Origin of the sequence: Pseudoalteromonas sp. PAR1, from assembly GCF_947311895.1 — a bacterium.
Classification (GTDB): Bacteria; Pseudomonadota; Gammaproteobacteria; order Enterobacterales; family Alteromonadaceae; genus Pseudoalteromonas; species Pseudoalteromonas lipolytica_C.
Genome location: NZ_CAMZMY010000002.1, coordinates 91325 through 110679 on the forward strand (window position 1 = coordinate 91325; position 19355 = coordinate 110679).

Below are 19355 nucleotides of genomic sequence, written 5' to 3' on the forward strand. Positions count from 1 at the left end.
AGATGAAAACAATTACCGTTGCTTTAATATCGAGTCTGAGTTTTTTAACCGCTTGCAATAGTACACAAACTAACTTAGTTCCCCCACCGCTGTCGTTAACACAAGCCAACGAATTCATTGTATCTGAAGTCGAAAGCCAAGAGCAGATATTTGCATTGACCCCTCATATTAAAGAGCAGCTCAACAATGCCTTTCCTAAAGAAGCTCGAACGTTACAAAATGCCAAAAAGTTACTTTATTTTTTGCTTAAAAATGGAGACTCGTCACTTTCATATCAATCAGGTGCAACACTTACGGCAGGTCAAAGCTATGCCAATCTAAATGCAAACTGTTTATCGCTATCAATATTAGCCTACAGCTTAGCTGAGCACCTCGGACTCGAAGGGCAATTTCAACAAGTTCATATACCTGAATATTGGGCCCTCAATAACGGCTTTAATTTGCTAACAGGCCACATAAACTTAAAAGTAAAAGAAAGCAACAGAGCATCCATAAATCATAAGGTGATTTACCCACAAGAACGGGCAATTATTATCGATTTTGATCCGAATAGTCGCCAAGAAGCATTTAGAACGACTAACATTAATAAAGCCCGAATCACCGCAATGTTCTACAACAACAAAGGTGTTTCAGCTATGCTGAAAAATGACTATGACCTTGCTTACAGTTATTATTTAGCTGCGATTAATGCGGACTATAAATACTCTGGTGCATGGGGAAATCTTGGGGTACTTTTTAGGCTTAACAATGATTTTCAGCGTGCAGAAACAGCGTATCAATATGCAATCACCTTAAACTCAGACAACAACACTGCTCTTGGCAATTTAGCTCGGCTTTATAATTTAACTGACAGAGTACAGCAAGGTCGCGAAATTTTAGCTATGCTCGACAAAAAACGCCAAGCAAACCCGTATTATCATATTTCGCTTGGCAATGATGCCTATACAACAAAACGCTATAGAGATGCTATCAAGCATTACAGAAAAGCCCGTGAGCTTGACCCCAAATTACATGATACCGATTTTGGTTTAGCACGAACTTATTATCAACTTGGCGATTTAAAACTGGCTAAAAAATATTTAACCATGGCTAACGATAAAGCTGACTTTGAGGAAGATAAAAAACGCTATGAAAGCAAGCTACGTGCGCTTCGTTCACATACTGCAAAACTGTCTTATCACGACTAGTTTAATTTACTTTTGCTGTTTTCAAGTCAATGCAAGTTCACAGAAACAGCTTGAACACGATATAGCGACTCTTACTTCAAACCAGTTTTATGGCCGAAAAACGAATACTGTTGGTGCTAAGCGGGCTGCAGAATATATTACCCAGCGATTTAGTGACCTTGGTTATCAAATTCAACGCCAAGACTTTCACTACTCGGGCACCTTTTACCAGCAACCCCAAGCTAGTAACATTATTGCCGTTCAGCCAAACAGCTGCCAATCGTGCAAATTAATCGTGTTAACCGCACATTACGATCACTTAGGTTTACAAGGCAGTCGTCTTTACCCTGGCGCTAATGATAATGCCAGCGGTGTTGCAGCCCTTCTCTATATAGCAGCCATTTTTGCTGAGAAAACATCCCCATATAAGCTTGTATTTGTTGCTACAGATGCAGAAGAAAATGGCTTACATGGTAGTGATTACTTCGTTTCTACATTAAATCCTAGCGACGTAAAGCTGAACATTAACTTAGACATGTTGGTGGTTAATCAGCACAAACCGCGTATGATCGCATTTTTAAATCATCAATCGCAGTACAAAAACACCATAAACTCACTGTCTGACGAGAAAATACGGTTTATAGCAACAAGTTCTTCGCACTATTTAAACCGTTTGTTTGATTTAAAAGTTAACTGGCTTAAGGCAAGTGACCACTACTCTTTTGCTAAAGCTGACATTCCTTATATTTACTTTGGTATGGGTCACGATAAGCATCATCATCAAAGCACTGATACGATTGCACACATCAATTTCGATTTATATGAACACGCTATTCAAAAAATAGCAGAATTTATGGATAAGCTAACCGACTAACTTAATAGGTAATTTAGATGTGGCTACAAACTGTATTTTTTGCGCCTTAGTGAGCTTTTTTACGCGACACTCCAATTTACTTGCCTCACTGCGACTACCCACTTGCTGTTGGTAAATTAATTTAAGCGGCCCTTTGCCTTTTAAATTTTTCGCACCTTTGCCAGCTTGGTGGGCTTCAAAACGTTTTTGCACATTGGTACTGATCCCCGTATACCAATGCCCTAAACGAGTCTGAACAATATACAAATGCCATGAAGCATCTGAGTTATCGCTGTTTTTTATTGGATCGGGTAAACTTTCTGTATTATCTGTGGTCAAATTTATGCCTCGTGATTGTTAATCGCATTTCAGTAAAAACAATTACTGAAAAGGGTTTTACCTTCTGTGACTAATCGGTATCATGCAGTGTATAAAAAATAAGGATTCAAACAAATAATGCAGTCGTTTAAAACTTTTTCTTTTTGGTTAGTACTTACCCTTACTTTAAGTGCTACAGCAGGGTGTTCAAGCTGGGTTTACCGTATCAATATTCCACAAGGTAACTTTTTAGAGCAATCTGACGTTGATAAACTTCGCGTCAATATGACACGCGAACAAGTTCTTTATGTACTTGGTAAACCAGTAGCTGAAGATTCATTCGACAATAATACATGGCATTATCTTTATGTATTTAATATTGGTCGTAGTAACGAACAGCGTAAATCACTAACGCTTAACTTTGAAAACGATAAACTGGTTTCACTTTCAGGTGATTATGAACAGCCAAGTGAATTCAATACACCGCTCGAGCAAGAGTAACGAATCACACTTAACAAAAAGGGTAGCTTAGCTACCCTTTTTGTTATGCTTTATTTAAAGGGCGACCGCCCGTTACTTTGTTTGCTCGGCCTTCTTCTTTTGCTTTTTCTGCTCGGCGTCTGCGTGCATCTTTTGGATCTGCAATTAATGGGCGATAAATCTCTATTCTGTCGCCATCCTTAACCTGCTGATTTAATTTGCAGGTTCGATTCCAGATCCCTAATGTTAAATTGTTAGCATCGATTTCAGGACATTTGTCAAAAATACCTGACTTTATCACCGCTTGCTCTGCACTAGTCCCTACCGGTACTTCAACAAGTAAACTTGTCGCTGTGGTAGGTAGCGCATATACAACCTCAACAGTAATCATGTGCGTGCTCCGTAAACAGTTTTCGCGCGCTGAGTAAACGCATTCACCATATTTTTAGCAACTTCGTTAAATATTTTACCAAAAGCAAGCTCAATTAGTTTACTAGCAAATTCAAACTCTAAATGTAAGTGCACTTTGCATGCTTGCTCATCAAGAGGTAAAAACTGCCATTTACCCTGTAGCTTTTTAAACGGCCCATCCACTAAGCGTAGCGTAACCGTTTGCTCATCAATAAAGGTATTTTCGGTGGTGAACCACTTTTTCAAACCTGCTTTCGAGATCTCTAAGCTGGCTGTCATGCCGCTGGTTTGTTGTGCAATTATCTTCGCATCAGAGCAATGCGGCAAAAACTCTGGGTACGCATCTACATCGTTCACAAGATCAAACATTTCTTTACTGCTGTACATTACCAGCGCACTTTTTTCTATCTGCGGCATATTCACTCCCAACTGTGTCGGCGAATTTTAGCAAGCTTTGCCTATTTCCCCAAATTTTAGTAGCGTGAAAATTTATGCAAAGCCTTAAAAAAGCGATGTAAAAACGCTGTTTTTACGTATAATATGAACCACTATGGCTAAGAAAAAATCATCTAAATCGACAAGTAATACCATCGCGCTTAACAAAAAAGCGCGCCATGAGTATTTTTTACACGATAAGTTCGAAGCAGGGGTTGAACTACAGGGCTGGGAAGTAAAAAGTATCCGAGCTGGTAAAGTAAACATCTCTGAGACTTATATTCATATTAAAAACGGCGAAGCATTTTTACTTGGCAGTCAAATTCAGCCACTCAATAGTGCTTCTACTCACGTGATTTGCGATCCTCTTCGTTATCGTAAGTTACTTTTAAATAAGCGTGAAATCGATCGTCTTATCGGTGCAACAGAACGCGATGGGTTTTCTTTAATCGCAACTGCAATGTACTGGAAAAAATGCTGGGTGAAGTTGGAGTTCCACCTTGCTAAAGGTAAAAAGATGCACGACAAACGCGAAGACGGAAAAAACAAAGATTGGGCGCGTGAAAAAGAACGCCTAATGAAACATAAAGCATAATTCTGCTCTTTGAGCCTAACTTAAGGTTAGGCTCCTATCCCTTATAAACTCTCGCTTTTTACAAATAAATCAATACTCTTTCGAAAAACCCATACTTTTTTGCTATTTCAAACATTATCATTTACATGATATCAATCTTTACTGTGATATTTTCACAATACTTTCACAATTAAACAAGGATTGAAATTTATGAAGAACACCCACCGCTTTATACAGCGACCTCTCTATGCATTTACAATTGCAGCGTTAAGTGGCACAAGTTTTATGTCTGTTGCCGCACAATCAGATGGAGCTGAAAAGGTCGAGCGTATTGAAGTTACAGGTTCTCGCATTAAGCGCTCTGATATTGAAGGCCCTTCACCGGTACAATCTATTAGTCGTGCTGATATCGACAATATGGGTTACGACAATCTACAGCAACTATTGGAGCGTATGCCAGTTGCAGGTAATGGAACTTTCTCTACGCGCGGTAATAACCAAGACTCAACAGCAAATGGTGCCGCTGCAGTGAGTCTTCGTGGCTTAGGTTCAGATGCAACACTGGTACTAATTAATGGCCGCCGTGTATCTATTAGTGCCTTTGCAGAAAGCATTACCAATTCATTTGTTGATATCAACTCAATCCCAGTCTCTGCTATTGAGCGTATCGATATTTTAAAGGATGGCGCATCAGCAATTTATGGTTCTGATGCAGTTGCAGGTGTAGTTAATATCATCTTAAAGAAAGATATTAATGGTCTGGAAGTAAACCTAGGTTACGGCGGTACTGATGGTCCTAACTACGAAGAAAAAACGGCAAGCCTAGTTTGGGGTACGAGTACTGAAAAAAGCAGTGCGTCAATCATTATTGACTACTTTAACAACACAGCGCTGTCTTCTGATGAAATGGGTCGCTTAGGTACTGCAAATCAAGAACCTTATGGCGGCATGGATTTTCGTTCATCGCGTGGCTTCCCTGGCTACTTTTACGTAGATGGCGAAAAAACAATTGACCCTGCATGCCCGGCAGAAAATGCCACAGCAAGTGGGAGCTGTTTATTTGACTACGGTCCATTTGGTTATGTAACTCCGGCGTCAGAGCGTGTTGGTGCTATATCACAGTTTGAATACAACTTTGATAACGGTATTTCAGCTTTCTTAGAAGTGGCTGTACAACATAATACATCGCAAGCAGCTGGTGCCCCTACACCTCTTGATGAAGATGCAGGCTTAACAGTGCCAGCAAGTCATCCAAATAACCCATTTGGCCAAGATATCGAGATTGGTCGCTACAGAACGGTAGATGCAGGCCCTCGTCAATGGGACATTGAGTCAGATACGTTACGTTTTGTTGCTGGTTTAAGAGGTGAGATCAGTGACTGGAGCTGGGAAGCGGCAGTTCAAAAAGGCCGTAGTAAATCAATGCAAACAGGCGATAGAAGCCAAGGTTGGGTGCGCACTGATTTCTTGCAACAAGAAATTGACGCAGGTAACTATAACCCATTCGGTGGCACCTATAATGACCAAGCAGTTATTGATCGTATTACCACAAGCTTAGTTCGTCGCGGCGAATCTCACATGACATCATTTGATGCAAATATCAGTGGTGAAGCATTTAGCTTTGGCGATGATGTAGTGATGATGGCTGCAGGTATTGAATACCGTGAAGAAGATGTGAGCGATATTCCAGATGACCAATTCCAACGCGGGTTAATCTTTGGTACTGAGTCTGTATCAGCTGCAGCAGAGCGCGATCAGTATGCTGCTTATATTGAGTTTTCAATTCCGTTAGCAGAAAACTTAGAGCTGCAATTAGCAGGTCGTTACGATGATTACAGTGACTTTGGTTCAACAACAAACCCTAAAGTAGCTGTGCGCTGGGCACCAACAGATTCAATTACTGTGCGTGGTTCTTGGGCTCAAGGTTTCCGTGCTCCTTCACTGGCACAAATTGGTTTAGGTCCATCTGAAGAAAGTCAGTTCTTTGTAGATACTTATCGTTGTCAGGCAACGGGACAGGATTGTAATGCTCTAGATTACAATATCCAATTTGCGGGTAACCCGAACCTTGAAGCTGAAGAATCAGAGTCATGGAACGTGGGCTTCATTTGGGCACCAACCGCTGAGTTTGGCTTTGGAATCGATGTATGGAGCATTACACAAGATAATAAGATAGACGAACAAGAGTTCGGCCCTATCTATGATAACAACTGTAACGATCAAAACAGCACTGTCTGTGTGCGTTTAGCACCACAAAATGGTCAAAGTTTAGGTGTAATCCAAAAAGTTTACAGCACCTTTGAAAACGTTTCATCGCAAGAAGTATCGGGTGTTGATGTGTCGGCAAACTACACTCATGCTATGAACGATTACGGCTTCTTAAAATTCAATTTAGAATGGGCATACCAAAACGAATTTAAAAAAGATGGTCGCGATTACACAGGCGAGTACCGTTACCCTGAAAACCGTTGGATTTTCTCAACAAATTGGGAAATGGGTGACTTCAATACCAATGTGAACGTTAGCTACACAGGCGAGTTTGAAGATACACCAGACATCGACTTTGATGGAAACTTAGACTTTGATAGCAACACATCACGTATGGTAGATTCGCAAACACTGGTTGATTTACAAACTGCGTATAACTTTTCAGATAAAATCAAACTATCTGTGGGTGTGAATAACGTGTTTGATGAAGATCCTCCGTTCGCGATCGGCGATGGTGATGGCGACTTATATGGCTATGTATCGAGCGTACATAACCCACGTGGTCGTTATTTCTATACTAAGCTAACAATGCGCTTTAATTAATCTCGTTGAGCTTAAAAACAAAAACCCGCCAATTGGCGGGTTTTTTAATTCGCTAACAAAGGCCTAAATTATAGGTCGCCTTCGTTTTCAGAAAGGAATTTAGCAACACCTTCAGGGCTTGCATCCATACCTTTTTTACCTTCAGTCCAACCTGCTGGACATACTTCACCGTGCTCGCTGTGGAACGCTAGCGCGTCAACCATGCGGATCATTTCGTCGATGTTACGGCCTAGTGGAAGGTCGTTAACTACTTGGTGACGTACGTTACCTTCTTCGTCGATTAGGAAAGAACCACGGAAAGCAACACCAGCTTCTGGGTGCTCAACGTCGTATGCTTTACAGATTTCGTGTTTAACGTCTGCAACTAGTGCATATTTAACTTGACCAATACCACCGTCAGCAACGGCAGTGTTACGCCATGCATTGTGTGAGAATTGTGAATCGATAGAAACACCGATTACTTCAACGCCACGCTTTTGGAACTCTTCAAAACGCTTGTCGAAAGCGATTAACTCTGAAGGACAAACGAAAGTGAAGTCTAACGGGTAAAAGAAGATAACTGCTTTTTTACCTTTGATAGTTTCTTTTAGGTTGAAGTTTTCAACGATTTCACCGTTACCTAGAACAGCTGCTGCAGTAAAGTCTGGTGCCTGACGGCCAACTAATACACCCATTTTTATCTCCAAATATTTGAGTTTATTTCCAATTGCATAAGCAATACTTACCTTTATATGGTTCCAAAAAACTAAAAACCAAGAGTAAGCACTGATATTTTGTAGGATAGTTTAAAGAGGTTACAGAGAAATGAACAATCGGAAATATCGATATCACCAATCGAAAAAATTGATTTAGCTAAGTTACTCATTATCCATTGAATATTAATGAATGAACAACTGACTAAAGAGTAGAGCGTGCCCTTTCAAAGATATATTCTACAGAGCACAACACGCATCTTTAATCAGTACATCAGCAGGCTAACTAATCCCTAAGTACTTATGCACCTGAACTGATAAACGCCAATTTTTCTCAATACATGTTTCAATAGCAAGTTTGGTCGCTGACTGCTTTTGACTAATTGGTTGAAGGTACACTAAACGTGGATTCACACCCGTTTTTAAGAATAAGTCTTCAAGCTCTTCAACATGCTTTTGCATTGCAACAGGGTGTTTTATTTCGTCAGCACGCTGCATCGCACTGCGCAGTACTTTATAGCCACCACGCATATTAATCTTTGGTGATACGGTCACCCATGTTTGCTCAGGCGCTAAAATCTCAAATGTGCCGCTGGTTTCAATTTGAGTTGAGTAGCCGTTTGCATGTAATAATTCACACACTGGATTTAGGTCGTACATGCAAGGCTCACCACCGGTGATCACCACATGTTTAGCGTTATAGCCACGTTCTTTAAATAATGCTAATACTTGCTCTGCTGATGCTTCTGCCCAATGATCAGAATCCGCTTTTTTCTCGACCGTGTCATCAAGAGACACTTTATATACATTATCAACATCCCATGTTTGCTTCGTATCACACCAAGCACAGCCTACAGGGCAGCCTTGTAAACGTAAAAAGATTGAAGGTGTACCCGTAAAACTCGCTTCACCTTGAATTGTTTCAAACACTTCGTTAATTTTGTACAAAAGACATCTCACTTACGACACGACGGTATAAAATACATACCATCAGATAAACCAAAAACACTGGCAAAAATTGTTATTTAGGCCCGAGCCGTGTAGTATATCGCGCCCTGAAGTAAACCTCTATCAAAAGTAAGAGCAAAACAGTTATGACGCAAAAAGTAGTTGTTATTTATTCCGGCGGTATGGACTCGTTTACCGTATTAAATAAAGCCCTGCAACAAGGCCACGAAGTGTATGCCCTGTCGTTCGACTACGGCCAGCGTCATGTTAAAGAGCTTAAAGTTGCCGCTCAAGTATGTGAAAAATTAGGTGTTCCACATAAAATTGTTGATATTTCAGCGATCAACCAATTGATTGGTGGTTCATCACTGACCGACGATATTGACGTGCCAGAAGGTCACTACGAAGAAGAAAGCATGAAGAGCACAATTGTGCCTAACCGCAACATGATCTTACTTTCACTTGCTGTGGGTTATGCGGTGTCTTTAAAAGCCAGCAAAGTTTATTACGGTGCGCACTCAGGCGATCATGCTATTTATCCTGATTGTCGCCCTGAGTTTGTGCAAAAAATGGATGATGTTTGCCGTATTGCTAATTACGACGCTGTTGAGATTTTCAGCCCGTACTTAAACAATACCAAAATCGACATTTTAACAGACGGTTTAAAAATGGGTCTTGATTACAGCCAAACATGGACCTGTTACAACGGCCGCGACAAAGCCTGTGGCAAATGTGGTGCCTGCCAAGAACGCTTAGAAGCTTTCGCATTAAATAACGTTACCGACCCTATCGAGTACGAATAACCATAACCTTTAAGTTTAAAAGGCGAGATTAACTCGCCTTTTTTGATTGTGTTTGTTGGATAAGTTTTAGCAGCTCTGCAGTAGCAGTCGCATCGGCTAATGCTCGGTGATGATTAGTTAAATTCAATTCAAAATGTGCCGCTAAATTACCGAGTGAATAAGACTTAAGCTTTGGAAATGCTTTGCGCGACTCAACCACTGTACAAAGCTTTGGCATTTTAAAGCCCTGCCCGATTGCACTGTATTCTTTGCGAATAAAACCGTAATCAAAATTCACATTATGGGCAACAAAAACACTGCCTTTTAAAAGTGAACGCAGTGTATCGGCAACCTCTTCAAATCGAGGAGCATCACGCACCATCGCAGCATTAATTCCTGTTAGCTTAGTGATAAAGGCAGGAATACTTCGCTCAGGATTGATTAAACTTGCCCACTGCTTTATCACTTCGCCCGCTTGTAACTGCACAACTGCAATTTCGGTGATTTTATTATTACCTTGTACGCCACCCGTGGTTTCTATATCAACGACACTATAAATACGGTTCGGATCATTAAACCAATTTACTGCAACGATATTTACTGCAAAGCCCTGCTGTTTTAACACCTCAACACTGACAAGTTGGTTACGTCTTAGTTTGTCGCCAGGGGCTTTTACTTCTTCAAAGGTGAGCTTATCCCCTTTTAGCACCATCAAGTCTGGGTAGCCGTCTTTTAGCTGCTTAAAGGTTTTTGACATTTGTAATAAATGCGCTTTTAAATTTGCAAGCGAGCTGTGTTTTATTAATACCTCTAGCGGCTCTAAAATATCGCTATGCCACATAAAAACACCATTAGGTGTTTCGTAAAACTGCCCTGCATTTTTGCAGACATGTTTATACAAGGCTTCATTGCTAGTGAAATTTGCAAGCTTTTGCTCAATTTGTGTTTGTTGCAAAGTGTAAAAGCAATCAGCCTGCAACACTTTTGGGTAAATATCAAATTCATTACACGGCGGGTGCGGAGTCTCTATAAAAAGCTCTTGCCAAAACGTTAAGGTAAAGAAGCTCAACCAAAGATTATTCTCAGTAAAAAATACCGTGTTACCAAGCTGTTGATAGTGCTCGCACACTCCTTGCTCTACATCGCCACGGTAAATATCATCAACCTCTAATTGATGCTCTGTATCCATGAGCATTTGTGTTAAGCGTGAACGTTGTTGCTTGTTATATTTACGCTGTAAAAAATCTTCAGCAAAATACAAAATGCCATCATCAAGTGGGTCTTGAATAATACTTTCAAGCTTTTGCTCAACCCAGTCTTTATCTCCTTGCTTATAACGCTGGCGAATAGCTAGCTCTTGCGCTTCACTGCTGCCTTCACAGTGCTCAAGTAACTCAAATGCAAATGCTAAGTTATGCTCTTTGAGTTGTTTGTATAGGCGAATAAGTAACTTATTTTTAATACTCTGGGCTAGTTCATCTTCACAGCTGATAGCTAAAAGCGCATGGGCTAAGTTTTGATACTGTGTTTGTGACTCGCTTTGCTTAAACTGCATGCGTAATTGGTTTAATTGATAATGTGTTTGTGCCTCGGCTAGCGTTTGAAAACGCGATAAGCTCTCGCTGACATCGCTACGCACTTTTGCAATTCCTAAGTCACGCATCACAAATCGGTTTTGATGATTTATATCGCCGCCACTCAGTCGGCCACTGTATAAAAACTCAAAATATTCATAGTATTGGTCTCGGCTATTAACTACAAACTGACTAAACAATGCCTCTAAATCAGCGTGGCTACGATCGATATGTTGTTTACACAGTTGGGTTAAGCTCTGTTTACTGGCTGACTTTTTGTAATCAGCTTGAGTCGCCATTAACGCATCGTTTGCTAATAAGGTTAACAGGGTTGGCTTTGTTAAATGTTCAAGCAATAGATCTAATTCGTCGTTGTTAGGATGCGCTACCAGTCCTTGTTGTTTTAACTTAAAAATAGCACCGTGAAGATTAGGGATCTCTTCATAATTTAATGATGACAATGCGACAATTTTTGGCTTACGAGAATAAATACGCAGCAAAGTACACAAGCTTTGCTCATCAAGTTGAAGGAGTTTTTTAAGAAATTGCTGCTGCTCTGCTAAAAGCAGATGCCTGCACTGAGATTGAATAAACTCAGCAAGCTCAAAGAAGTGACTTAAATAATATTTTGCTGGTAATTGTGTTTTCATAGCCAAACCCGATACTGTATATAATTACAGTATCAGGTATTAGCTGAGCGATTTCAATATTTGATGCTATTTAACTTTTAAAATACCCACAACCGCGCAAATTGCGCCACCCACCATACCTAACCAAGCTTCAATCGGCGTATCGCCGCTAAAAGTTCGGCTAATTTGCGCACTCGCCGAGTCATACACGTTGTAACCCCAAACCGCGAGTGCTACACCAATAACAATTAAAGCAATCCCTATAATTTTTCCCATTGTGTTGTTCCTTATTGTTGTTTTTTATTACATGTTAGTACGAACAGTTTTGCACATAAAATAATTAGCTGCAAAACCTTAAGCAATAATCAAACTAAAGATTATGTTTTGCCCACTTAACGAAACATGAAGCTCTGCACCAATTGCTCGACTTAACGCCTTGGCAATGGATAAACCTAAACCGAAGTTATCATTAGACGTTCTGGCACTGTCTTTTTGCCATAGTGGATCAAATAACTGGCTAATATCTTCATCTGTTAAGGATACTTTTAATTCATTAGTAACAGAGAATTGCAACTTACCCTCGTCATTCAACTGCGTACTTACAATCACTACGCTCTTTTCTGGGCTATATTGTTTGGCGTTATTGACAAGGTTGGTGATGATTGATTCAAGTGCAAATAGATTACTAACAATCGCCGGTATATCTTCTTGAAGTGCAAATTCAACTCGCTCTAAATCGCACTTTTCTAAGATGCGCATTATGACCTGATTTAAATCACAAGCGTCTTGTTTTGGTAAGGCTTCATTACTGTATTTATGCAGTAGCAATAAGTTCGACACAATGCTTTTTAACCGTTGGCTAATTTTTAGTACCTCGGGTTTAAAATCGGCTTCAAATTCTTTTTCATCAGGAAAACGAATTGCCACTTCGGTCATGTTGATTAGCTCAGCAATAGGGGTTTTTAGTTCGTGAGCGATGTCTGAGGTTAAACGTTTTTCGCGAAAGTAAAGCTGCCTATTTTCTTGAATAAAGGCATTTAAGCTATTTACAATCGGCTGCAGCTCTTTAACTGGTTCTTTAACAACAATTATTGCGTTTTTATCAGCGATACTGAGCTTACTTATATCACGATTTAATTTATTGAGTGGTGCTAGCGAGCTGTCGACCGATTTACGCACAAATAAACGAATAAAGACAATGACTGTTACTGTGGTGACCACAAAAATAATGTCGATAAGCCATAATATAAAATCAACTTCTTCGGAAGATGCGGCATAAGCCAACGTAAGTGTTTTAAAGTTCGGCTTACTCACCCCATCATAAGAGCTGTGGTGCGAATGTGGATCAAACTGCGGTTGAAAGCGAGTATAAATGATCCGTCCATCTCGACCATCTGGTAACTGGGTGGTCATTATTTTCGCTTCACCGAGTTTTAGTTCTTGAAACTTAAGGCTCTTTACTGGAAATAAATCAAGACTTGGTGAGCGAATAAGTACGCCCTCATCAGTCCACACTTGAAAATACTCAGGTTCAACTCGGCCATCAAACTCCGGCATAAACTCACCTGGGTGGTTAAAACCTATCCCTTGGTCGTCCTCATGCACCAGTGTCATTAGCATACCAGCTTTTGAGTGTAAGCCACGGTTAAACTCATTATCTATCCAGCTGTCGACGGCAATATCTGTAGCTAATAAAATACCTAAAACAAGCCCTGTTATAGCTATGGATAGAGTAAAAACTAATTTACTGCGAATTGATTTCATCACCTTCCTTGAATTATGTAACCAAAGCCGCGCTTGGTTTGAATAGGTAACTCACCACCTGCCGCTCTAACCTTTTTACGTGCCGATGATAAATGAGCCTCAATAGAGTTTTTCGAAACCAAGTCATATTGCCCTGCAATATAAGTACTTAACTTTTCTGATGTAATCACTTTATTTTGATTGCTAAATAAGCACTCAACAATTTTGTATTCGTTGGGTGTAAGGTCGATGACAGTGTCACCGACTTGCAACAGTTTTAATTGTAAGTTCAAAGCCAGGTTATCTATGCGGATCACGTCACTGATTGTTTTCAAGCCACCGCGACGCATCAAGTTTAATAACCTTGCATGAAGCTCATCAAACGAAAATGGTTTTGTTAGGTAGTCATCGGCCCCTGTCAGCAGCCCTTTCACTTTGTCTTCAGGCTCTTGCTTGGCAGATAAAATCAGCACACGCACATCGAGCTGCTTTGCTCTAATTGTTTGTAATAGGGTAATACCATCAATGCTGGGTAACATAATGTCGAGTATGATTAATTCGTAATCTCCTGTCATTGCCATACTCAAACCTTCAGCACCATCGCCAGTTTCATCAATGGTAAAACCTAGGTTTTCAAGGCCAATTCGTAGACTACGTCTTAATGACACTGAATCTTCAATAATTAACAATTTCATATGTTACTCAAATAGGTAAAAACACTTTTACGTCATCAGGTTACGCCACCAAACTTAAGATTCACTTAAGATTTACTGAAGTTTTTCTGGTTTAGAAAATATTAAGATTACCATAAGGATTTCTTAAGTTTTGCTTCCTACTATTGCCGTAGTTTCGATTAAGTAAGTACGACTATGACAGCAAAACTCTCCGTTTTAAAACCTTTGTTTCGTTTTACCTTATTATTAATGGCAGTTTTTATGCTGTCGAGAATTGGCTTGCTGTTATGGCAACAGCAACGGCTCGTTGATGGCGATAGCTTAGCGGTGCTAATGGGTGGCCTGAGAATCGACTTAAGTAGTCTTGGTTACTTATCAGCCTTAGCTGTTTTGATGTTACTTGCTAACGTGTTTTTGCGCAGTAAGACCACTTTATTTCAACATGCTTTTACTCTTTATAGCAGCCTAGTTGTGACTTTAATCGTGGTTGTTGAGGCTTCGACACCCGCGTTTATTAACCAATACGATGTGCGACCAAATCGCTTATTTGTCGAATACCTAGATTATCCTCAAGAAGTATTCTCTATGCTGTTAAATGGCCATCTGCTGGCTATGATAAGCAGCTTAATTATTGCAACATTAAGTTGTGTGTTTACGTATCGCTTTATAAGCGCAGCATTTAGTAAACAACAAAACACTAAAAAAGTTAGCCAAGTTGTAATACTCGTTACCACCTTATTAGTTTGTTTAATTAGCGCAAGAGGTACTGTAAGTCATCGCCCGTTAAATCCTGCGTTAGTGTACTTTTCAAGTGACTCGCTGGTTAACTCCTTGGCCCTTAATTCAACTTACAGTGTCGCATTTGCTATTAAAAATATGGGCAATGAAAAAAATGCCAGTAGCTTGTATGGCACCATGCCACGTGATGAAATTTTACAAACAGTCAAGCAAGCCGCCTATAAACAGCAATTTATCACTGAGAGCATTCCTACTCTTGCTAACAACCTGCCGTTTAACACCGGTAAACAAAAGAATTTAGTTATCATTTTAGAAGAAAGCTTAGGCGCACGCTTTGTTGGTGAATTAGGTGGCATTGGCGTGACTCCTGAACTAGATAAGCTTTATCAACAAGGCTGGGGGTTTGATAATTTATACGCTACTGGCACACGCTCTGTTCGTGGTATCGAAGCAGTTACAACGGGGTTTACTCCTTCCCCTTCACGCTCTGTGGTAAAACTTTCTAAATCACAGCGCAACTTTTTTTCTCTTGCCGATGTATTAGCCCGCACCGGTTATACCACCCAATTTATCTACGGCGGTGAAAGCCATTTTGATAACATGAAAAGCTTTTTCTTAGGGAATGGCTTTAGCGATATTGTCGATATTAATGACATACAAAGCCCAGAGTTTATCTCATCTTGGGGAGTAAGCGACGAAGACTTGTTTAATCAAGCTGATAAAGAGCTAAACGAGTTAAATAAAACGGGCAAGCCTTTTTTCAGCCTTGTGTTTACGTCAAGTAACCACGACCCATTCGATATACCAGAAGGTAAAGTAACGCTACCTGATGGCCACGACCCAGAAAACTACAAACGCGACCTAGCAATTAAATACGCTGATTATGCACTAGGTAAATTCATCGCAAAGGCAAAAACGCAAAATTACTGGCAAGACACGGTATTTTTAGTGGTTGCTGATCATGATGTACGGGTGTTTGGCTCAGAGCCTGTACCGCTTAAATCCTTCCATATCCCTGCTGTGATCCTAAACAGTGATGTGAAAGCAAAGCGCGATACTCGCTTAGTCAGCCAAATAGACTTACCTGCTACTTTGTTGTCTTTATTAGGTGTAGGGCAAGCAACTCCCATGCTTGGCTATGACTTAACTAAACAATACCCTGTTGAGCGCGCCATGATGCAGTATTACGACAACTTTGCTTATGTAGAAAATGGTGAGGCGGTAATACTAATGCCAAACCAAAAAGTGAGTTATTGGCGTTATGACACAACCAATAAAAGCCAAGTTGCCATTGATAAACCCACCACTGACTTAAATCTTGCCAAAAAAGCGCTGGCTCATGTCTTATTTAGCAATCTTGCTTATACCGAAAAGCTGTATCGCTTACCGAATAAATCATAGCGATGAGGAATGACTATGAGTATGCAAATCAAACTACTTTTTACTAAAAAATGGCCCGTTAGCTACAGCCAATTTGTCTGGCTAGTGTCTTTATATTTAGTTATCGCTTTTAACGGCTTATTTTTATATAACGTGTTTGAGGCGGCAGCCAAGCCTGGGCATGTCGACTGGTTATTCATAATAACCGTGCCGTTTTTCTTATTGGCATTGACGGCAATGGTGCTAAGTTGGCTGTCGTTAATCACCTTTGTAAAGCCCATACTTTTGACAAGCGTGGTGCTCTCGTCACTGCTGTTTTATGCCACTTTAAACTATGGCGTGATCTTCGATAAAAGCATGTTGCAAAATGTCTTAGAAACAAATTCAGGTGAGGCATTTTCATACCTGAATGTACAAGTTATCGCTTTTATTGGTGTGCTTGGGGTGCTGCCAGCCTATTTGTTTTCTCGCTTTAAGATTGTTGGCCACTTTCGCGAACGCCTAAAAAGCTTTGCGCTATTAAACCTTGCAGCTGTTATCGTTGTAGCCATTATTGCGGTACCATTTTATAAAGATTATGCCTCTGTAGGGCGTAATAACCGCCAATTAACGAGCTACATAACTCCTTTTGCATTTTACACTGCAGGTTATAAGTACTTGCGCGATAATTATTTTTATCCTCCTTTACCATTCAAAGTATTAGATAAAACACCGCATTTATTGGCTAAGCAGCAAAGCTCACTCACCATTATGGTAGTAGGCGAAACAGCACGAGCTGCCAATTTTTCACTGCAAGGTTATGAAAAACCAACCAATCAAAATACACGTAAGCTTGGGGTAAAATATTTCAGTAATGTTAGTTCATGCGGTACAGCAACCGCAATTTCTGTACCTTGCATGTTCTCTCGATTAGACCGCAACAGCTATGATTCACGTATAGCACAAAGCCAAGAGAATGCGCTTGATATCATTCAACGAAGTGGAGTTGAAGTAACATGGATTGATAATAACAGCAGCTGCAAAGGGGTTTGTGTACGTGTTAAATCACAAACGATAGAACCGACAAAGAGCAATCCACTTTGTGATGGCCATTACTGTTTTGATGAGGTACTTGTTGATGAGTTAGCAGCAACACTTGCCAAGAGTAATGCAAAGCACCAACTAGTGGTGTTACATATGATTGGTTCACATGGGCCAACCTACTATCGCCGCTACCCAAAAAAAGACACTAAATTTTTGCCTGACTGCCCACGTAGCGATATCCAAAATTGTAGCAGCGAGCAACTCACAAACACTTATGACAATACCATTGCTTATACCGACTTAGTGCTGAGTAAACTAATCAACTTGCTTAAAGACAGTAAAGCGGATGATAAATCACTGCTATATGTCTCTGATCATGGTGAGTCGTTAGGTGAAAAAGGTTTGTATTTACACGGTTTTCCATATGCATTAGCGCCAAAAGAGCAAACTCAAGTGCCTATGCTGTTTTGGAGTAATAAGCTAGCCGATAGCCGCTTTAACCAATGTATTGAACAACAGCGTAACCATGCTTTTTCGCACGATAACATTTTTGACACCCTACTTGGCTTAACCCATGTCGGAAGTACTAAATATAATCCTGAGCAAGACATTTTTTATGCTTGCTCAAAACAAAGCTAACGAAATAGAGATTTCATACTATGCAATTTGATAGCACTAACAAACCCATAGGCATTAAACGTATTCGCCTTGCATTTAAAAATTCCCAACGTGCATTCACGTGGTTAGCAAAGCATGAATCTGCTTTTAAACAAGAGCTGATACTATTGGCCCTTGCCATAGCCGTGGTTTTTGTCTGGCAAATTACCCTGTATGAGAAAATCATGCTGCTTGTATCTGTGCTATTTGTGATGTTTGCTGAAGTGGTCAATACGGCAATTGAAGCAGCAATAGACCGCATAGGCCTTGAAATTCATCCGTTATCAGGCCTAGCTAAAGACTTGGGGTCAGCAGCCGTACTTATTGCTCTTACAATTTGTGCGCTAGTATGGGGCGGTGTATTTGTTTACAACCTAAGTTAACTGGCTTTTTTATCATCCGGGGTGTCATTACAAAGTGCACAATGTCGCCCTTTTGATGAGTGATATAAACGGGTTGCGATAAAAATTGCCGTTGCAATAAATGACCAAAGTAACGCAAAACTCAATGCACTTTGTGTGTCGTGACCTTTAAGGATTTCTACCATAAACAATAAAATAGCCACCAGCGTGAAAACTCTAGTGGCTCTTAAAATCCAAAATTTTGTACTCATAACTTACTCCTTTAAAAAAGTAAGTGTAGTTCAAAGTAAGTAAAAACACCTAAAAACTCAAAGCAGACTCAGACAAAATCTGTACATTATTTTTAAATACTTCTAATTGCCCTGTCGGAGATTGTTCAGTACCTAGCACGATAACATGACACACATAGCGATAGCCGTTATTCATGAAGGTATAAAAATGGTTACCGCCACTACCATCAAAGCTTAACGTGCCCCCTGTTAACACCAATCTTGGCTCATCCAGCATTGATTGTTCAATATCCCAAGCCGCATAGCGGTATTGATTTTCTGCCAACTCATCAATACGAATTAAATGCTTTTTTGTCTTCCAAGTTAGTATCGGCTGAGTAAATTCGCGAAGGGTTTCGTGTAAAGCTTGTTTTTGCTCTTCAATAAGCGCTTCGCGTAATGTTTTTTCTGCCTCTGATTCATAAGGCACAGCCCAAATGGAGCCATCAAAGTCTAACCAAAGTTTGCCTGAATCAAACATAATACCGCGCCAACCCATCATCTCCCAATCATGACGAATATTTGAGTTAGCTATCGACTCAACAAATTGCTGATCAAATACCTGCTCAAATTTATCGATAAGCATTTGCTTATTCTCAATGTCTTTAAGAGGGGCTTTACGCTGCAATGGATAGTGGACTCGTTCTGCAATCGCCGCTTTATCCCCTGCTTTAAACGCTGCAACCACAGGTTTTACTATTTTGATATGCTTTGTTGCGGCAGTAGCCCATGATGAATAAGAGCTACCAATCAGTACGATTGCACTTAACAAAACTGCTTTCACTTTAGTATCCATTTTTTAGTTTTTTAAAGCGTAACAAATTAGGGGACACGCA

Annotated in this window: 20 protein-coding genes; 9 read left to right on the top strand and 11 right to left on the bottom strand. The window is 40.2% G+C overall.

Features of this window, described 5'->3' with window-relative positions:
* The first annotated feature begins 2 nt into the window (after positions 1–2).
* Positions 3–1187 carry a tetratricopeptide repeat protein gene (locus QL229_RS01900; protein WP_281546441.1) on the top strand — a complete coding sequence of 395 codons (1185 nt, stop codon included), beginning with the start codon at positions 3–5 and terminating at the stop codon, positions 1185–1187.
* Complete coding sequence (locus QL229_RS01905; protein WP_138556983.1) at positions 1129–2040, top strand: M28 family peptidase; 912 nt, start codon at positions 1129–1131, stop codon at positions 2038–2040. Before QL229_RS01900 ends, QL229_RS01905 begins: the two co-directional genes overlap by 59 nt.
* On the opposite strand, the gene QL229_RS01910 is transcribed toward QL229_RS01905, so the two are convergent.
* Positions 2029–2358: a GIY-YIG nuclease family protein gene (locus tag QL229_RS01910; protein ID WP_138556984.1), complete on the bottom strand. Its 330-nt coding sequence runs from the start codon at positions 2356–2358 to the stop codon at positions 2029–2031. The genes QL229_RS01905 and QL229_RS01910 overlap by 12 nt on opposite strands.
* 117 nt (positions 2359–2475) lie before the next feature.
* On the opposite strand from QL229_RS01910, the gene bamE reads away from it, so the two are divergent.
* A complete protein-coding gene (bamE, locus tag QL229_RS01915) occupies positions 2476–2838 on the top strand; it encodes an outer membrane protein assembly factor BamE (RefSeq protein WP_135924054.1) in 363 nt (120 codons plus the stop codon).
* Positions 2839–2881: 43 nt separating this feature from the next.
* On the opposite strand, the gene QL229_RS01920 is transcribed toward bamE, so the two are convergent.
* Together QL229_RS01920 and QL229_RS01925 are read right to left on the bottom strand one after the other, a co-directional pair.
* Positions 2882–3208 carry an RnfH family protein gene (locus QL229_RS01920; RefSeq protein ID WP_135924053.1) on the bottom strand — a complete coding sequence of 109 codons (327 nt, stop codon included), beginning with the start codon at positions 3206–3208 and terminating at the stop codon, positions 2882–2884.
* A complete protein-coding gene (locus tag QL229_RS01925) occupies positions 3205–3645 on the bottom strand; it encodes a type II toxin-antitoxin system RatA family toxin (RefSeq protein WP_135924052.1) in 441 nt (146 codons plus the stop codon). Before QL229_RS01925 ends, QL229_RS01920 begins: the two co-directional genes overlap by 4 nt.
* Before the next feature lie 133 nt (positions 3646–3778).
* On the opposite strand from QL229_RS01925, the gene smpB reads away from it, so the two are divergent.
* A complete protein-coding gene (gene smpB / locus QL229_RS01930) occupies positions 3779–4258 on the top strand; it encodes an SsrA-binding protein SmpB (protein ID WP_063700124.1) in 480 nt (159 codons plus the stop codon).
* Positions 4259–4447: 189 nt separating this feature from the next.
* Positions 4448–7048, top strand: a complete 2601-nt coding sequence (locus QL229_RS01935; protein ID WP_138556985.1) for a TonB-dependent receptor — start codon at positions 4448–4450, stop codon at positions 7046–7048.
* Positions 7049–7116: 68 nt separating this feature from the next.
* Here the strand turns inward: QL229_RS01935 and QL229_RS01940 are convergent, their stop codons facing one another.
* Positions 7117–7722 carry a peroxiredoxin C gene (locus QL229_RS01940; protein ID WP_135924050.1) on the bottom strand — a complete coding sequence of 202 codons (606 nt, stop codon included), beginning with the start codon at positions 7720–7722 and terminating at the stop codon, positions 7117–7119.
* Between the two features lie 300 nt (positions 7723–8022).
* Positions 8023–8688, bottom strand: coding sequence for a 7-carboxy-7-deazaguanine synthase QueE (gene queE, locus QL229_RS01945; protein ID WP_135924049.1), 666 nt, complete (start codon positions 8686–8688; stop codon positions 8023–8025).
* Positions 8689–8810: 122 nt separating this feature from the next.
* Between queE and queC the strand changes: the two genes are divergently transcribed.
* Positions 8811–9491, top strand: coding sequence for a 7-cyano-7-deazaguanine synthase QueC (gene queC, locus QL229_RS01950; RefSeq protein ID WP_281546462.1), 681 nt, complete (start codon positions 8811–8813; stop codon positions 9489–9491).
* Positions 9492–9519: 28 nt separating this feature from the next.
* Here queC and QL229_RS01955 read toward each other — a convergent pair whose 3' ends face one another.
* From QL229_RS01955 to QL229_RS01970, 4 genes are all read right to left on the bottom strand, one after another.
* Positions 9520–11694: an exonuclease domain-containing protein gene (locus QL229_RS01955; RefSeq protein ID WP_138556987.1), complete on the bottom strand. Its 2175-nt coding sequence runs from the start codon at positions 11692–11694 to the stop codon at positions 9520–9522.
* Between the two features lie 66 nt (positions 11695–11760).
* Positions 11761–11949 carry a DUF3185 family protein gene (locus tag QL229_RS01960; RefSeq protein ID WP_135924046.1) on the bottom strand — a complete coding sequence of 63 codons (189 nt, stop codon included), beginning with the start codon at positions 11947–11949 and terminating at the stop codon, positions 11761–11763.
* 78 nt (positions 11950–12027) lie between these two features.
* A complete protein-coding gene (locus QL229_RS01965; protein WP_138556988.1) occupies positions 12028–13437 on the bottom strand; it encodes an ATP-binding protein in 1410 nt (469 codons plus the stop codon).
* Positions 13437–14111, bottom strand: a complete 675-nt coding sequence (locus QL229_RS01970; RefSeq protein ID WP_138556989.1) for a response regulator transcription factor — start codon at positions 14109–14111, stop codon at positions 13437–13439. Before QL229_RS01970 ends, QL229_RS01965 begins: the two co-directional genes overlap by 1 nt.
* Positions 14112–14285: 174 nt before the next feature.
* Here QL229_RS01970 and QL229_RS01975 point away from each other — a divergent pair, with 174 nt between their 5' ends.
* The 3 genes from QL229_RS01975 to QL229_RS01985 are packed head-to-tail and all read left to right on the top strand — an operon-like array spanning position 14286 to position 18271.
* Positions 14286–16229, top strand: a complete 1944-nt coding sequence (locus QL229_RS01975; RefSeq protein WP_138556990.1) for an LTA synthase family protein — start codon at positions 14286–14288, stop codon at positions 16227–16229.
* 9 nt (positions 16230–16238) lie between these two features.
* Positions 16239–17870 (top strand): phosphoethanolamine--lipid A transferase, encoded by a 1632-nt coding sequence (locus QL229_RS01980; RefSeq protein WP_281546442.1) that lies wholly within the window; start codon positions 16239–16241, stop codon positions 17868–17870.
* 20 nt (positions 17871–17890) lie between these two features.
* Positions 17891–18271 (top strand): diacylglycerol kinase, encoded by a 381-nt coding sequence (locus QL229_RS01985; protein ID WP_138556992.1) that lies wholly within the window; start codon positions 17891–17893, stop codon positions 18269–18271.
* On the opposite strand, the gene QL229_RS01990 is transcribed toward QL229_RS01985, so the two are convergent.
* Positions 18268–18501, bottom strand: a complete 234-nt coding sequence (locus QL229_RS01990; protein ID WP_135924040.1) for a hypothetical protein — start codon at positions 18499–18501, stop codon at positions 18268–18270. The genes QL229_RS01985 and QL229_RS01990 overlap by 4 nt on opposite strands.
* Positions 18502–18550: 49 nt before the next feature.
* Positions 18551–19303, bottom strand: coding sequence for a hypothetical protein (locus tag QL229_RS01995; protein ID WP_281546443.1), 753 nt, complete (start codon positions 19301–19303; stop codon positions 18551–18553).
* Positions 19304–19355 lie beyond the last annotated feature (52 nt).

Coding starts and splice junctions, on each gene's coding strand:
- QL229_RS01900 (WP_281546441.1), top strand. CDS start 3: ATGAAAACAATTACCGTTGCTTTAATATCGAGTCTGAGTTTTTTAACC.
- QL229_RS01905 (WP_138556983.1), top strand. CDS start 1,129: ATGAAAGCAAGCTACGTGCGCTTCGTTCACATACTGCAAAACTGTCTT.
- bamE (WP_135924054.1), top strand. CDS start 2,476: ATGCAGTCGTTTAAAACTTTTTCTTTTTGGTTAGTACTTACCCTTACT.
- QL229_RS01920 (WP_135924053.1), bottom strand. CDS start 3,208: ATGATTACTGTTGAGGTTGTATATGCGCTACCTACCACAGCGACAAGT.
- QL229_RS01925 (WP_135924052.1), bottom strand. CDS start 3,645: ATGCCGCAGATAGAAAAAAGTGCGCTGGTAATGTACAGCAGTAAAGAA.
- smpB (WP_063700124.1), top strand. CDS start 3,779: ATGGCTAAGAAAAAATCATCTAAATCGACAAGTAATACCATCGCGCTT.
- QL229_RS01935 (WP_138556985.1), top strand. CDS start 4,448: ATGAAGAACACCCACCGCTTTATACAGCGACCTCTCTATGCATTTACA.
- QL229_RS01940 (WP_135924050.1), bottom strand. CDS start 7,722: ATGGGTGTATTAGTTGGCCGTCAGGCACCAGACTTTACTGCAGCAGCT.
- QL229_RS01955 (WP_138556987.1), bottom strand. CDS start 11,694: ATGAAAACACAATTACCAGCAAAATATTATTTAAGTCACTTCTTTGAG.
- QL229_RS01960 (WP_135924046.1), bottom strand. CDS start 11,949: ATGGGAAAAATTATAGGGATTGCTTTAATTGTTATTGGTGTAGCACTC.
- QL229_RS01965 (WP_138556988.1), bottom strand. CDS start 13,437: ATGAAATCAATTCGCAGTAAATTAGTTTTTACTCTATCCATAGCTATA.
- QL229_RS01970 (WP_138556989.1), bottom strand. CDS start 14,111: ATGAAATTGTTAATTATTGAAGATTCAGTGTCATTAAGACGTAGTCTA.
- QL229_RS01975 (WP_138556990.1), top strand. CDS start 14,286: ATGACAGCAAAACTCTCCGTTTTAAAACCTTTGTTTCGTTTTACCTTA.
- QL229_RS01980 (WP_281546442.1), top strand. CDS start 16,239: ATGACTATGAGTATGCAAATCAAACTACTTTTTACTAAAAAATGGCCC.
- QL229_RS01985 (WP_138556992.1), top strand. CDS start 17,891: ATGCAATTTGATAGCACTAACAAACCCATAGGCATTAAACGTATTCGC.
- QL229_RS01990 (WP_135924040.1), bottom strand. CDS start 18,501: ATGAGTACAAAATTTTGGATTTTAAGAGCCACTAGAGTTTTCACGCTG.